Below are 13,694 nucleotides of genomic sequence, written 5' to 3'. Positions count from 1 at the left end.
ATCAGGTGCTGTCATGAAAAAGTTGATGATGATTGGTTTTGGCGCAATGGCAGCAGAAGTGTATGCCCACTTGCCCCAAGATCTGCAACTCAAGTGGATTGTAGTGCCATCTCGCAGCATTGAAAAAGTGCAGTCACAAGTCTCTTCTGACATTCAAGTGATTTCAGATATTGAGCAATGTGATGGTACGCCAGACTATGTCATTGAGGTGGCAGGTCAAGCAGCAGTAAAAGAGCATGCTCAAAAAGTTTTAGCGAAAGGCTGGACCATTGGTCTGATTTCGGTGGGTACTTTGGCTGATAGTGAATTTTTGGTTCAACTTAAGCAAACTGCCGAAAAAAATGATGCCCATCTGCATTTACTGGCAGGGGCTATCGCAGGTATTGACGGTATTTCTGCTGCTAAAGAAGGTGGCTTGCAAAAGGTCACTTATAAAGGCTGTAAAAGTCCAAAAAGCTGGAAGGGCAGTTATGCAGAGCAATTGGTCGATTTAGACCATGTTTCAGAACCTACGGTCTTTTTTACTGGAACTGCTCGTGAAGCTGCTATGAAATTTCCGGCCAATGCCAACGTTGCAGCAACGATTGCACTTGCAGGGCTTGGAATGGATGAAACCATGGTTGAGTTAACTGTTGATCCAACTATCAACAAGAACAAACACACCATTGTGGCGGAAGGTGGCTTTGGACAAATGACCATTGAACTGGTGGGTGTGCCGCTGCCAAGTAACCCGAAAACATCAACTTTGGCTGCGCTTAGCGTGATTCGTGCTTGTCGCAACAGTGTAGAAGCAATACAGATTTAAGAAGGATTTGATCATGGCAAAGGAAATTTATATTGCGGGTGAATGGCGATTAGGCCGTGGTGCAGTCATTCAAAGCCTGTTTCCGGCAGATCAGTCGGTAAACGCTGAGCTTTCAACAGCAACGCTTGAAGATGTAAATGAAGCAATTGAAAAAGCGGATCAGGCTTGGCGTCAACCCAGCTGGAGAAACAGCTTGCCGCATGAGCGTGCACGTATTCTCTATAAAGTTGCAGACATTATTGAAGCGCGTGTAGATGAATTATCAAAACTGCAAACCCGCGATAATGGTAAGCCTTTAACCGAAACTCGTGGTTTGGTGATGAGCGCGGCGGCAACCGCACGTTATGTTGCTGCGGCATGTGAAACGCTAAATGATGAGTTAACTACTCAACGTGCTCCCGACTTTATGACCATGAGTGTGCATGAACCTGTAGGTGTTGTAGCAGCTATTACCCCTTGGAACTCTCCAATTGCGAGTGAGGTTCAAAAGCTTGCTCCTGCTTTGGCAGCAGGAAATGCCGTGGTGTTAAAACCAGCAGAAGCGACTTCACTGATTGCTTTAGAGCTTGCCAAAATTTTTGAAGAAGCTGGCTTACCAAAAGGTTTACTCAGTGTGTTAGTGGGGCGTGGTTCTGTAATTGGTGATGCAATTGCTCAGCACCCATTGGTTCGTAAAATTTCTTTTACAGGTGGCACAACTACAGGTCGTCATTTGGCACACATTGCCGCTGACAAACTCATTACCACTTCACTTGAGTTGGGTGGTAAGTCACCCACCATCGTTTTACCGGATGCAGATGTCGAACTGGCTGCTAAAGGTGTGGCTTACGGTATTTTTAGCTCGGCAGGCCAAGCGTGTATCGCAGGTTCTCGCTTGTTTATTCATAGCAGTCTTTACGATCAGTTTTTAACGCGTTTGGTTGAAATTACCAAAGGCTTACGTGTGGGCCATCCGGAACAGGCAGGCGTGCATTTAGGACCACTGGTCAATGACAAACATTTGCAGTCAGTTGATCGCTATGTGCAACTTGCTAAAAGCGAAGGTGGTCAGGTTCTGATTGGTGGTGAGGCACTTACGACTGGTGATTATGCCAAAGGAAGTTATTACTTACCGACCATTATCACGGGCTTAAATAACAGTGCTCAAACCTGTCAGGAAGAAATTTTTGGTCCTGTTTTAGTCGTTATGAAATACGACAACGAGCAAGATTTAATTGCCCAAGCCAATGACAGTTGTTTTGGTCTTGCCGCAGGTATTTGGACTGAAAGTTATCGTAAAGCTTGGCGTATTGCACGTGCATTAGAAGTGGGAACGGTATGGATTAATACCTACAAAAAATTCTCGATTAGTGCACCGTTTGGTGGCTTTAAAGACAGTGGGATCGGGCGCGAAAAAGGCCGTTTGGGCATTTTATCGTACATGCAACAAAAGAGTATTTATATGGGGCTGAATGAACAGCCTAACCCTTGGTGCGATTAATAAATTCAAGGACTGAAAACAAATTTTGAGGAACAGACATGACTGAACGTGTAAATGTAGGCGAAGCAATCGCAAGAGTTTTAGAAGCGCACCAAGTTGATAGTATTTATGGTGTTATTTCCATCCACAATTTACCTATTGCCGATGCAGTAGGGCGCCGTGAAAAAATGCGCTTTGTTGCAGCACGTGGTGAAGCGGGTGCGGTTACTATGGCAGATGCACACTCACGCTTTAAAGGCCTAGGTGTAGCGTTGACCAGTACAGGTGCTGGCGCTGGTAATGCAGTGGGTTCACTGATTGAAGCAATGAATGCGGGTAGCCCTGTATTGCATTTAACGGGGCAAGTTGAGCGTGAGTACCTTGACCGTGATGCAAGTTTCATTCATGAAACCAAAGACCAACTTACATTCTTACGTGCATCAAGCAAAGCGGCGTTCCGAATTACCAGTCCAGACAATGCCGTTGGTGTGATTCGTGAGGCTATTCGTGTCGCAACTACAGTTCCAATGGGACCGGTAAGTGTTGAGCTACCCATTGATGTACAAGCAGCAGAGATTGATTTGCCACTTAATCTTGGGCCAGTGAAAGCACTTGAGTTGCCACAGGCAGAGCAAGCTGAAATTGATCTTCTTGTAAGCGAGATCAAAAAAGCAAAACGCCCGATTTTCTGGATTGGTGGTGGAACTTTAAATAGCATTGCCGAAGTTAAAGCAATTGCAGATTTAGGTATTCCAGTTGTTTCATCGACTCATGCTCGTGGGGTGTTGCCAGATGACCATCCACGTAGCTTAGGTGCTTTCCATAACTCGGCAGGTGTTGAGCAATTATTAAAAGATGCTGACCTGATGGTGGTAGTGGGTTCTCGTTTACGTAGTAATGAAACAAAAACTTATTCGGTTGAATTCCCTGAAAATATTATTCAGGTAGATGCAAACCCAGTAGCTCAGCAACGTAATTACAAAATCCGCAACTTCATTTGTGGCGATGCCAAAGATGTCTTAACACGTGTGTTAGAACAGCTTCAAGGAACTTCAAAAGTTGATGCCGATTACGATGCTGCTGTAGTAGCTGCTAAACAAGCTGCGATTGATGCACTGCGTAAACAAATCGACCAATACGCTTTAATTTGTGATCACTTACGTGCAGCTCTACCTCAAGATGGCATTTTTGTACGTGACATCACCATGTCGGGTAGTACATGGGGCAGTCGTTTATTCCCGGTACAAGCGCCAAACCAAAACATCCACTCACTTGCGGGTGCAATTGGTTTAGGCCTTGCAACAGCAATCGGTGCTTCGATTGCTAACCCTGACAAAAAAGTAATTGGTTTAGTTGGCGATGGCGGCTTAATGCTTGGTATTGGTGAGATTGCAACCATGGTGCAAGAAAACACCAACATGGTCTTAATGATTATGAATGATGGTGGTTATGGTGTAATGCGTGGCATTCAAAATAACTACTTCGGTGGTCGTCAGTATTTTAATGAATTACATACGCCAGACTACAAACTTCTTGGCGAATCAATGGGTGTGAAAAGCTGGAAAGTCGGTAGTGCAGAAGAGTTTAAAACGGTTATTCAAGAGGCTGTCGCTTTTGAAGGGCCAACCGTGATCGAGCTCGATATGAAATCGATTGGACCATTAAACTTCGCGGGTCCACCGCAAAAGAAACTGTATTAACCAGTTTGGATGGTTTAGTACATATGCGATGGGAGCTGCTAAGCCATCCTTTTTTTAGATAAATTTTTTTGTCTAAAAAACAATAAAAACGAAGTTTTACAGGTAAAACAAATAAAGTTCCAGCAGGACGCTGGAACTCAATCAAGGATGTAGAGATGAAAAAGACTTCATTGATCATGGCATTCATTGCACCGCTTACGCTGGGGGTAAGCGTCAATGCATTTGCAAAAGACTCATTGCTTGAATGGAAAAGTGATGATGGCACAGATTCATTAAAGTTAGGTGGGGTGGTTCGGTTAAATCAACGTTATGAAGATTGGGAAGGGCCAAACCGTGGTTTCGGTAAGCTCTATTTTGATATTTTCAGGGTAGATCTCAAAGGTAAGTTTGATGATGCCTATATCAACGCCAGCTATCTATTTCAAGACCAACAGAAAACGTCCATTGAAAAAGCGTACGTGGGCTATAACCTAGATGCCAATAACAGCATTGAAGCGGGTTTGGTTTATAAACCATTTACGATTTATCCCTATCCGCAAAATGGCTGGACCTATCATATTCCATTCTTTTTAGGATATGGCAATAACATTGCACCGGGGCTTAACTGGAATTATCACAACAAAGATTGGGATGTAAAACTGGGTTATTATCCGCAAATGTTAGAGACCAACTTGCGTTATTCACCTGAAAGTGCAACTTATGATGACTTGCAAGAAAATGCATTTCCATCTCAAAAAGCTTATCAGAATGAAAAACGTCATCAGTTTAATACCCGCATTGTGCGCAAGTTAGAAACTGATTTCGGTAAGCAAGAGTTTGGTGTCTCGGGTGCAATCGCTCAGCTACATAACAAAGTGACCGATAAAGACGGTAAATATTATGCAGTCGGTTTGCATACCGAAAACAACTACAAACGCTTTAATTTACAAAGCTCGGTCATTCATTATCAATACGATGCTAAAAATCCGGATGGTGTAAATAGTGACATGACTTTAATGGGCAATAATGGTTTTACACCTGCTTATTTCATTGCTTCGGAAGGAACCATTGCCAGTTTAAACCTTGCTTATACGTTGCCTGTGACCAATATGGGCAAGCTAAAAGCCATTAAGTTTTATAATGATTATAGTTATCTCGATAAAAAACGTGATGATTGGTCAGACTCGCAAATGAACACTACAGGGATGATGTTTATTGCTTCACCATTTATGGTTTGGGCAGATTATACCTGGGGTAAAAACTCTAACATTATTGGTGGGGCAACCAACTCAACAGGGTATACCTCTGCAACTTCACCAAATAGTGATAAATGGCTATACCGTATTAACTTTAATATCGGATTTACTTTCTAAAATAAGCAGCATTAAAAAAACCACGCAATCGGCGTGGTTTTTTATTTAATAAGTGAAAATTTTTAATACCTGTTTTTTTCAAACTTATTCCAAAACACAAAGGCAGTTACAAAGGCCAAAATGGTTAGCGCGAAAATATAATACATCGCACCAATATCACTATATTGACTGAGCCAATGCACTAAAGGCAGCGTCATACCGCCAACAATTGCATACGATAAATTATAAGAAAATGAAATGCCTGAGAAGCGAACAGGCGCGGGGAACATTTTAACCATACTGCTCGACACCATGCCGACAGTACCAGAGCATAGACCCAACAACATATATAAACCAAAAATGGTTGAATGTGCCGCGTGCCCCAAACTGTTATAAAAAACTGCCGCTGTAAGTGCCACGGCAAGCGCACCGACCATCATGACTTTGCCACAGCCAAAACGGTCAGTAAAATAGCCTGCTAAAATACAGCCCACCATTTGCATGACAATGGCTGCACTTTGCATTTCAAAAGTCTGTGCGCGCTCAAAGCCAAATGAACCAATCAACAAATTTGGCATGGCTAAAATCACCACCACCACACATCCCGTTAAAAACCATGTAAATAACATGCCAATTGCAACGGCTGTTTTATGCGTTTTTAAGACTTGTTTTACAGGCATTTCTTTAGAAATTTCTTTACGGGCCTGCATGGCTTTAAACACAGGGGTTTCTTTCAAATACGTTCTTAAATAAAGTGCAACGAGTCCAAAAATACCACCCACAATGAAAGGAATACGCCACGCCCAGTCATGGATTTGTCCTTCACTAAAATTAAGTGAAATCCATAGAGACATCAGTGCACCTAGTAAAATTCCTAAAGACAGCCCAGCGGTGAGTAAACCATTGGCCAGTCCGATTTTTCTTTCAGGCACGTGTTCAGATACAAAGGTCCATGCAGCTGGAATTTCACCCCCAATCGCAATCCCTTGTACCACACGCATAAGTAACAAAAGTAGCGGTGCCAAATATCCGATATTTTCAAAAGTGGGCAAAATCCCGATAAACAAGGTAGGCAGCGCCATCAGCAAAATAGAAAGCGAAAATAGTTTTTTACGCCCCACCAAATCACCAAAATGGGCCATGACAACCCCGCCTAAGGGCCTAAAAAAATAACCTGCTGCAAAAATGCCATAAGTATTGAGCATGGCCCAAAACGGACTAAGCGTGCTTGGGAAAAAGAGGTCGGAAATGATTTTGGCGTAAAACACATAAATCACAAAATCGTAAAACTCTAAAGCTCCACCCAATGAAGAAAGGGCAAGAGTTCGTTTATCTTCTTTATTAAGATAGTTCGCGTCCTGCAAAGTTAATTCCTGATCCATTTTTTACTTAATTGTTGTAATTGAAGTTTTGATATTAATGGAAAAGTGAAATAAAAGTAAATGGAGGAAATTTGTTCTATAGGGTAACGCCGATTGGTCTTACTCAGATGAAAAAGCTTTAAAACAAAAAACACTTTAGATAAAACAAAAACAGATGTAGGAATGACTTTTCTTTTGGGCCGTTCAGCGACACAATAAAACTTATCATAGCTAGTTTAATAAGAGATTCAAAGGATGAGTGTGGTTTTACCTGTCGCGAAGCGTGGTGAAGATATTTTAAAATTAATTGCGGCTCCCGTTTCGGCAAATGAGTTAAACAGTAATTGGCTTTATCAGCTTGCTGATGCTATGCATGCAACCATGCTTGAGCGCAATGGAGTAGGGATTGCTGCACCGCAAGTTTATATCTCTAAACGCGTTATTATTGTGGCTTCTCGACCAAATCCACGTTATCCGGATGCACCTGAAATGAATGCTTTGGTCATGGTAAATCCAGAAATTTTAGAATTTTCGAGTGAAATGTGTTTGGGTGAAGAAGGCTGCTTAAGTGTACCGGATGAGCGTGGACAAGTTGAACGTGCAGAAATGGTCAAGGTGAAATACTTAACACTTCAGGGTGAAACAGTTGAAACAATTTTTCACGGTTTTCCTGCTCGTATTGTTCAACACGAGGTCGATCATTTAGATGGAATCTTGTTTGTAGAAAGAATAAGCTAATCTTCAGTTTAAAGTTTTGAAAAACCTATAATGACCTTGAAATAAATAAGAGAACGGAATTAAAATATTTATATCGTGATTTTTAACTCATTACAAAAGATATAATTTTAATATTATCAGCAGGTTGTGCTGAAATTTTGCGCGATGTTGTAAATCTCCTCATTTAAGGTTACTGACCATGAAAACCCCTCTCCCAGATTATTTGGCAAATGTTATAGAAGCCTGTGACATCGATAACAGCGGTCATCTCGCCGATTATATTCCTGAGTTGGCCAATGCAAACCCAAATCGATTAGCTTTAGCAATGTCTACGGTAGATGGTGAAATTTATTCGGTCGGCGATGATGATGTTGAATTCACCATACAATCGATTTCTAAACCTTTTGTGTATGCTTATGTTTTACAACAACTTGGCATTGATGCAGTTCTTGCGAAAGTAGGGGTAGAGCCTTCGGGGGAAGCCTTCAATGAAATCTCATTGGGTAAAGATGGCCGTCCAAAAAACCCGATGATTAACTCTGGCGCAATTACTGTACATTCCTTGATTCAGGTCAAACATGGTTTGCATAGTGCAGAAATTCTACGCCGTTTTATGAGCGAGCTTGCTGGTCGCGAATTAAGTTTTGATGAGTCTGTTTATGATTCGGAAGTCAAAACAGCCTACCGTAATCTTTCGATCGGTTATATGTTGCGAACGGTGGGGATTTTGGAAACTGACCCAGTCGATATTGTGAATGGTTACATTCGTCAATGTGCGATCATGGTTACAGTTAAAGATTTGGTACGTATGGGCAGTGTACTTGCCAATGGTGGGGTTGACCCTAAAACTGGAAAACGATTACTGAACCGATCTGTAGTGAGACAAGTGCTCAGTGTCATGATGAGCTGTGGTATGTATGATGCCGCGGGTGACTGGCTTTCAACTGTCGGTATTCCTGCTAAAAGTGGTGTAGCAGGCGGTATTTTGGGTGTGCTGCCGGGTCAAGTTAGTATTGCTGCTTTTTCACCTCGACTAGATGAGCACGGTCATAGTGTTCGAGGAATCGATATTTTAGAGCGATTATCTCGTGATATGGGATTACATCTCATGGAAGGTACGCCTTCTGCACAGACCATTGTACAAAGTCATTACCGTACTGGGAAAGACGCATCATTGAGTGTGTATGTGCTTCGAGGGGTATTGAAATTTACCGAAGCTGAAATGTTGTTGCGTATTTTACAAGACGAGACCACTGACCAAAGCACAATCGTGATTGATTTAACCCAGATTTCACTTATCCACGATGTGGGTAAACGTATGTTCTTAGAAGGTGTAGATCGTCTGATTGATGATGGTCATACCCTTGTTTTGGTTGATCCTGAACAGCGCCTAGATCATGCGAGAACCGCTAAAGATCGAGAACTTCATGTTTATCATGATTTCGATGATTTATTAGAAAAGCATGAGATCCGCTCTAAAAAAAAGACTTATAGCGACATCGCGGCACTTCTAAATTGTTGAGGTGTTTTTCCTAGATGTCGCTTAAACATTGCACTGAACGCGCTGGGGTTGGTATACCCCAGTGACTCTGAAATTTGGGCAATAGATTCGCCATTCGCGATTTTACTCAAGGCAAGTGCAATATGCATTTGCTGTACCCATGCCCGATAAGACAGCCCCGTTTCTTTTTGAAACATGCGCATTAAAGTTCTAGAACTCGCACCAATATCATCGGCCCAATCTGTTAAATCTTTTGAACTGTCAGGCGTATGTAATAACTCTTGGCAAATTTTTAAGAGTCTTTTGTCTTTCGGCCACGGAATCTGAATAGGCAACAAATTGGCCCGATGGATTTCTTCAAAAATCAAAATTTGTAAAGAACGGGAAAGTTCTTGAGAAGTGGCCGTATTTGGAGCATCTTCTCGTTCAATTTCATTTAAACGTATTAAAAGCTCATGCAACAGGTTGCTTACTCGAATAATAAAGCAATATTGTCCCATGAGTGCGGCTGCATTTACTTCAACCAACGCCGTATTTAACTTCACGTGACTCAGTGAAATCACACTGTGCTCTACATTTGCCGGAATCCATAACGCACACATGGGCGGCACAATCCAGACATGATTAGGTGTAAACACCTGAATGTTGCCAGTGGACGCATATAAAAACTGAGCACGTGTATGCGTGTGGGTAGGCGTGATTTCTCGGTAAGAATGTTCAGAAGAGAGTCCAATTACTAGTTCAGACAAATCGGACTGAATAAGAGAATCGGACATAAACTATCCTAAAAGTTGTCACTTATACAATGATTATTGGAAGATAACTTTATAAGCGACAATTTACAATAAGCATCTCATTTAAAAATATTGGAGTTTTTCAGGTATGACGTCTTCAATACAATTGAAAGATGGTATTGCCAATACCGTTGCAAATGATCAGTCTCAAGGAATGATTATTAAAATTGTAGGCGCCGTGGCGGTTGCACATTTACTGAACGATTTAATTCAGGCAGTGCTACCAGCCATCTATCCAATGCTAAAAGCAAACTTTTCGCTGAGTTTTGCGGAGGTTGGCCTGATTTCGTTTGTATATCAAATTACAGGTTCGCTGCTACAGCCTTGGATTGGACTTTATACCGATAAACATCCAAAACCGTATCTTCTCCCACTTGGAATGGTCGTCACATTCTGCGGCATTGTTTTGTTGGCATTTTCACCAAGTTTTGCTGTGTTGTTATGTGCATCTGCACTGATTGGGGTAGGGTCTGCAACCTTTCATCCTGAGGCTTCGCGTGTGGCGCGTATGGCATCGGGTGGGCGCTTCGGTACAGCTCAGTCGACTTTCCAAGTGGGCGGAAACACAGGTACTGCCATTGGTCCATTATTAGCAGCATTATTAATTGTTCCATTTGGGCAGCATGCAGTTGCGGGCTTGGTGATATTTGCACTTTTAGCGATTTGGGTTTTATTCGGTGTAAGCCGCTGGACAGTAAACCATGCTAAAAGTCAGGTGGTTACACGTGCTACGCAAGCACATACCAAATTGCATGGCCGTAAGCTCATTATCGCCTTGGGCACAATTAGTGTATTAATGTTTGCTAAATTTACTTACATTGCCAGCATTAGTAACTATTTTACTTTTTATTTAATTCAAAAGTTCCATATTAGTATTCAAACAGCTCAATTACACTTATTTGCTTTTTTGGCAGCTGTGGCTGTAGGTACATTTGCGGGTGGCCCAATTGGCGATAAGATCGGCCGTAAAGCTGTGATCTGGGTTTCATTTGTTGGCATGGCGCCGTTTGCATTAATGATGCCGTATGCAAACTTATTTTGGACAACGGTTTTCTCAATTATTGCAGGTTTGGTGTTGTCATCTGCTTTTGCAGCGATGGTGGTTTATGCACAAGAAGCTGTTCCGGGCCGTGTAGGCATGATTGCAGGTTTAATGTTTGGTCTTATGTTTGGGGTAAGTGGTATTGCCGCAGCGGGGCTAGGGCATTTAGCGGATATTAACGGCATTGAATGGGTATTTGGTTTATGTTCATTGTTGCCATTACTTGGTTTTGCAACAGCACTTTTACCAAACACAAAAGTTAAATAAATGAAAAGGCTCTCAGCCATATTCAGCTGAGAGTCTTTTTAATATGAACATAGCCTCATTAGAAAGACTATTTTTGAACACCAAACTTAAATACGGTAACACTGTTATAAGTTTGATTTGGGTTTAAACGTGTAGAAGGGAAAGCCGGTTGATTCGGGCTGTCTGGAAAATGCTGTGTTTCTAATGCTAGTGCGTCTGCTTGTCGATAAAGTACGCCATTTGCACCAACAATATTTCCTAATAAATGATTGGCTGTATACATTTGGACACTTGGTTCAGTGGTTAAAACCTGCATGGTTCGTTTAGATTTTGGGTCAACCACAATAGCTGCAAGATTTAATTTCCCTTGAGTCTTTTGATTAATTACCCAAGTTTGGTCATAGCCATATCCATAGGCCAATTGCTGATTATTTGCTCGAATATCTTTTACGATTGCTTTAGGCGTTCGAAAATCAAAAGGTGTACCTGCAACTGAAGCAATTTCACCTGTTGGTAAAGAGTTTTGATCGGTTACCAATATACGGTCTGCATTGAGTTGTACCACATGATCTAGCACGCCATAAGGATTGTTCCCAGCGCCTGATAAGTTGAAATAACTGTGGTTGGTAAGGTTGACGACTGTAGGCTGATCAGTTTTGGCTTTATATTCAATCTTAAATTCATTTTGATCTGAAAGACTGTAAATCACTTCTACATCTAATTTTCCAGGAAAACCTTGATCTCCATTTGGACTGGTTAACTTCAGAGAAGCTTTAACAGTTTCACCTTTAGAAATGAGGGGTTTAACTTGCCAAACACGTTTATCAAAACCAGGATTGCCGCTATGTAATGAGTTCGGGCCATTATTTTTTTCGAGGTTATACGTTTTTCCATCTAAGCTAAATTTAGCATTGCCAATCCGGTTCGCATAACGACCAATTAATCCGCCAAAATGAATACCTTCCTTGGTATCAGTGACTTCATAGCCTTTTAGGTCATCAAAGCCCAAAACAATATTATTTTGTTTGCCTTGGGCATCGGGAGTCAGGATTTGTGTAATTACACCACCAAAACTAATAAAAGATACCGAGACTCCATTGTTATTACTCATGGTGTATAGATCAACTTTTTGGCCATTTTGAGTCGTACCATATGGTTTTACATTTAACGTTGCTGCATTTGCCAGTTGTGCAAAGCTATAAACCGTAACACCTAAAATTGCTAATTTTTTCATGCTTATACTCTATTTTGTAATAGTAAGACTGGATGAATATAAAATTGATTTTTCATCTTTTTAAAGAGGTTTTTATTATATATAGTGTTAATAATAATCGATCAGTTAATGCTGAGTAGTGAACAGTCGATACCATTTAGGGTTATAAACAAATTAATTTTATTAGCAAACTTCAGCAGTAAGCTATTTTTATGAATCATCCTAATTCAATTTTAAAATTTTCACTTGATCTAAATAGTCTCTCATTTGATGTAGACAGCCAACATATTCACCATGAGCAGGGCTTAGGTTTTATTAATTCAAAAAGTATTAGCAATGGTGTTATTGATGAGCTTGCGATTGAAAAGATGATTTATTTTATTGAAGAAATCATCGAGTCGCAGCCACTCAGAAATCTCAATATAAATGGTATAGCCGTTACGGCTGATACCGCCATGGCACAACTGAGTAAGTTATTTTTTAGTGCTAAAAAGCAAATCAGCCGTATCGAGCTTGAGCATGGATTTAATGATTTCTCAGCCTGACAATTCATCATGAATCCAGTTTAAAAATAGCTCAATTTTAGGAATAAATTGGTGGGTTCTTGGATATACCAAGTGATGAGCAGAGATTGGAATCGATAGCTCATCTGCAAAAACTCTAACCAACTTTCCAGATTCTAAGTAATTTTGAGTGAGTAAATTACTTTCTAAAACAAAACCTAGCCCGTGTGTGGCTGCCTCAAGTGACATATAAGAGCGGTCAAAACTCAAAGTGTAGGGAAATTCAGGAATGCTTAAACCCTGATGGGCAAACCATTGGGGCCAAGTCACTAAGGTTGAACGCGATAAAATCAGATCTTTCTTTAATAAATCTTGAGGTTTATGCACAGGACTACGTTCCAGTAGCTTAGGGGACGCAAGCACTTCAAGCTTTTCATTACGAATGGTTCTGATTTCTACCCCTGTCCAGTTGGGTAAACCATGACGAATATCAATATCGATCTTATCGCGGGTAAAGTGCAAATTTTCATATGAACACGATAGGTTAACCTGAATCATGGGGAACTTTTCTTTAAATGATTCAAGGCGAGGGAGCAACCAAAGTAAACCAAAACTTGGGGATGAATGAATATATAAACTGTCTTTAGGGCTTTTATCGGCAGCTTTTTCTGTGGCTAACATTAGGTTATGCAAAATGGTGGTGACATCTTGAAAATAGCGTTCACCTGAAGGAGTAAGTGTCACACCACGGGCACCACGAATAAATAAACTCTGCCCAATCATTTCTTCAAGCTTAGCAATTTGGTGACTCACTGCCGAAGGGGTGAGATTCAAATGCTCGGCTGCCTTAGCAACATTGCCAAAACGGGCAGTTTGCTCAAAAGCCTGTAATGTTTTAATGGAGGGCATCTGATTGAAATTGTTTTCACTACTGTCCATGAAATAATCCGTTTTTATCCCTAAAACTTATTTGAAAATAGCATAGACATGAATTTTTTTCATGCCTAGTTGAATTCGACATG

Annotated in this window: 11 protein-coding genes and 1 pseudogene; 8 read left to right on the top strand and 4 right to left on the bottom strand. The window is 41.1% G+C overall.

What is annotated here, in order from left to right; genetic code table 11:
- The first annotated feature begins 13 nt into the window (after positions 1 to 13).
- From NQ782_RS13335 to NQ782_RS13320, 4 genes are all read left to right on the top strand, one after another.
- Positions 14 to 805, top strand: a complete 792-nt coding sequence (locus NQ782_RS13335) for an aspartate dehydrogenase (protein WP_000735778.1) — start codon at positions 14 to 16, stop codon at positions 803 to 805.
- Between the two features lie 13 nt (positions 806 to 818).
- A complete protein-coding gene (locus tag NQ782_RS13330; RefSeq protein WP_016144598.1) occupies positions 819 to 2,285 on the top strand; it encodes an aldehyde dehydrogenase in 1,467 nt (488 codons plus the stop codon).
- A 38-nt stretch (positions 2,286 to 2,323) separates the two neighbouring features.
- Complete coding sequence (locus tag NQ782_RS13325; RefSeq protein WP_057094643.1) at positions 2,324 to 3,964, top strand: thiamine pyrophosphate-binding protein; 1,641 nt, start codon at positions 2,324 to 2,326, stop codon at positions 3,962 to 3,964.
- Between the two features lie 155 nt (positions 3,965 to 4,119).
- Complete coding sequence (locus NQ782_RS13320; protein ID WP_000753776.1) at positions 4,120 to 5,316, top strand: hypothetical protein; 1,197 nt, start codon at positions 4,120 to 4,122, stop codon at positions 5,314 to 5,316.
- Positions 5,317 to 5,378: 62 nt separating this feature from the next.
- Here NQ782_RS13320 and NQ782_RS13315 read toward each other — a convergent pair whose 3' ends face one another.
- On the bottom strand, positions 5,379 to 6,677 hold the full coding sequence (locus tag NQ782_RS13315; RefSeq protein WP_057094640.1) for an MFS transporter: 1,299 nt from the start codon (positions 6,675 to 6,677) through the stop codon (positions 5,379 to 5,381).
- Positions 6,678 to 6,911: 234 nt separating this feature from the next.
- Here NQ782_RS13315 and def point away from each other — a divergent pair, with 234 nt between their 5' ends.
- Positions 6,912 to 7,394: a peptide deformylase gene (gene def / locus NQ782_RS13310; RefSeq protein WP_057094638.1), complete on the top strand. Its 483-nt coding sequence runs from the start codon at positions 6,912 to 6,914 to the stop codon at positions 7,392 to 7,394.
- 178 nt (positions 7,395 to 7,572) lie between these two features.
- The gene (locus NQ782_RS13305) at positions 7,573 to 8,895 is read left to right on the top strand and encodes a glutaminase (RefSeq protein WP_000856715.1); all 1,323 of its coding nucleotides are present in this window, start codon (positions 7,573 to 7,575) and stop codon (positions 8,893 to 8,895) included.
- Here the strand turns inward: NQ782_RS13305 and NQ782_RS13300 are convergent.
- Complete coding sequence (locus NQ782_RS13300; protein ID WP_057094636.1) at positions 8,862 to 9,650, bottom strand: helix-turn-helix transcriptional regulator; 789 nt, start codon at positions 9,648 to 9,650, stop codon at positions 8,862 to 8,864. The genes NQ782_RS13305 and NQ782_RS13300 overlap by 34 nt on opposite strands.
- Positions 9,651 to 9,756: 106 nt before the next feature.
- Here NQ782_RS13300 and NQ782_RS13295 point away from each other — a divergent pair, with 106 nt between their 5' ends.
- Positions 9,757 to 10,977 carry an MFS transporter gene (locus NQ782_RS13295; RefSeq protein WP_057094634.1) on the top strand — a complete coding sequence of 407 codons (1,221 nt, stop codon included), beginning with the start codon at positions 9,757 to 9,759 and terminating at the stop codon, positions 10,975 to 10,977.
- Positions 10,978 to 11,044: 67 nt separating this feature from the next.
- On the opposite strand, the gene NQ782_RS13290 is transcribed toward NQ782_RS13295, so the two are convergent.
- Entirely contained in the window at positions 11,045 to 12,190 is a 1,146-nt protein-coding gene (locus NQ782_RS13290; RefSeq protein WP_000731762.1) for an aldose epimerase family protein, read from the bottom strand.
- Between the two features lie 191 nt (positions 12,191 to 12,381).
- On the opposite strand from NQ782_RS13290, the pseudogene NQ782_RS13285 reads away from it, so the two are divergent.
- Positions 12,382 to 12,705: pseudogene (locus tag NQ782_RS13285) on the top strand (hypothetical protein); the annotation flags it as partial.
- Here the strand turns inward: NQ782_RS13285 and NQ782_RS13280 are convergent.
- Positions 12,706 to 13,581, bottom strand: a complete 876-nt coding sequence (locus NQ782_RS13280) for a LysR substrate-binding domain-containing protein (RefSeq protein WP_002000873.1) — start codon at positions 13,579 to 13,581, stop codon at positions 12,706 to 12,708.
- Positions 13,582 to 13,694: the final 113 nt, after the last annotated feature.

This window comes from Acinetobacter sp. BD54 (genome assembly GCF_044778325.1).
GTDB classification, from domain to species: domain Bacteria; phylum Pseudomonadota; class Gammaproteobacteria; order Pseudomonadales; family Moraxellaceae; genus Acinetobacter; species Acinetobacter baumannii.
Note: the sequence above shows the minus strand (reverse complement) of the source record. Positions and strands in the feature narration are given on the sequence as shown.

Coding starts and splice junctions, on each gene's coding strand:
- NQ782_RS13300 (WP_057094636.1), bottom strand. CDS start 9,650: ATGTCCGATTCTCTTATTCAGTCCGATTTGTCTGAACTAGTAATTGGA.
- NQ782_RS13320 (WP_000753776.1), top strand. CDS start 4,120: ATGAAAAAGACTTCATTGATCATGGCATTCATTGCACCGCTTACGCTG.
- NQ782_RS13295 (WP_057094634.1), top strand. CDS start 9,757: ATGACGTCTTCAATACAATTGAAAGATGGTATTGCCAATACCGTTGCA.
- NQ782_RS13315 (WP_057094640.1), bottom strand. CDS start 6,677: ATGGATCAGGAATTAACTTTGCAGGACGCGAACTATCTTAATAAAGAA.
- NQ782_RS13280 (WP_002000873.1), bottom strand. CDS start 13,581: ATGCCCTCCATTAAAACATTACAGGCTTTTGAGCAAACTGCCCGTTTT.
- def (WP_057094638.1), top strand. CDS start 6,912: ATGAGTGTGGTTTTACCTGTCGCGAAGCGTGGTGAAGATATTTTAAAA.
- NQ782_RS13335 (WP_000735778.1), top strand. CDS start 14: ATGAAAAAGTTGATGATGATTGGTTTTGGCGCAATGGCAGCAGAAGTG.
- NQ782_RS13305 (WP_000856715.1), top strand. CDS start 7,573: ATGAAAACCCCTCTCCCAGATTATTTGGCAAATGTTATAGAAGCCTGT.
- NQ782_RS13325 (WP_057094643.1), top strand. CDS start 2,324: ATGACTGAACGTGTAAATGTAGGCGAAGCAATCGCAAGAGTTTTAGAA.
- NQ782_RS13290 (WP_000731762.1), bottom strand. CDS start 12,190: ATGAAAAAATTAGCAATTTTAGGTGTTACGGTTTATAGCTTTGCACAA.
- NQ782_RS13330 (WP_016144598.1), top strand. CDS start 819: ATGGCAAAGGAAATTTATATTGCGGGTGAATGGCGATTAGGCCGTGGT.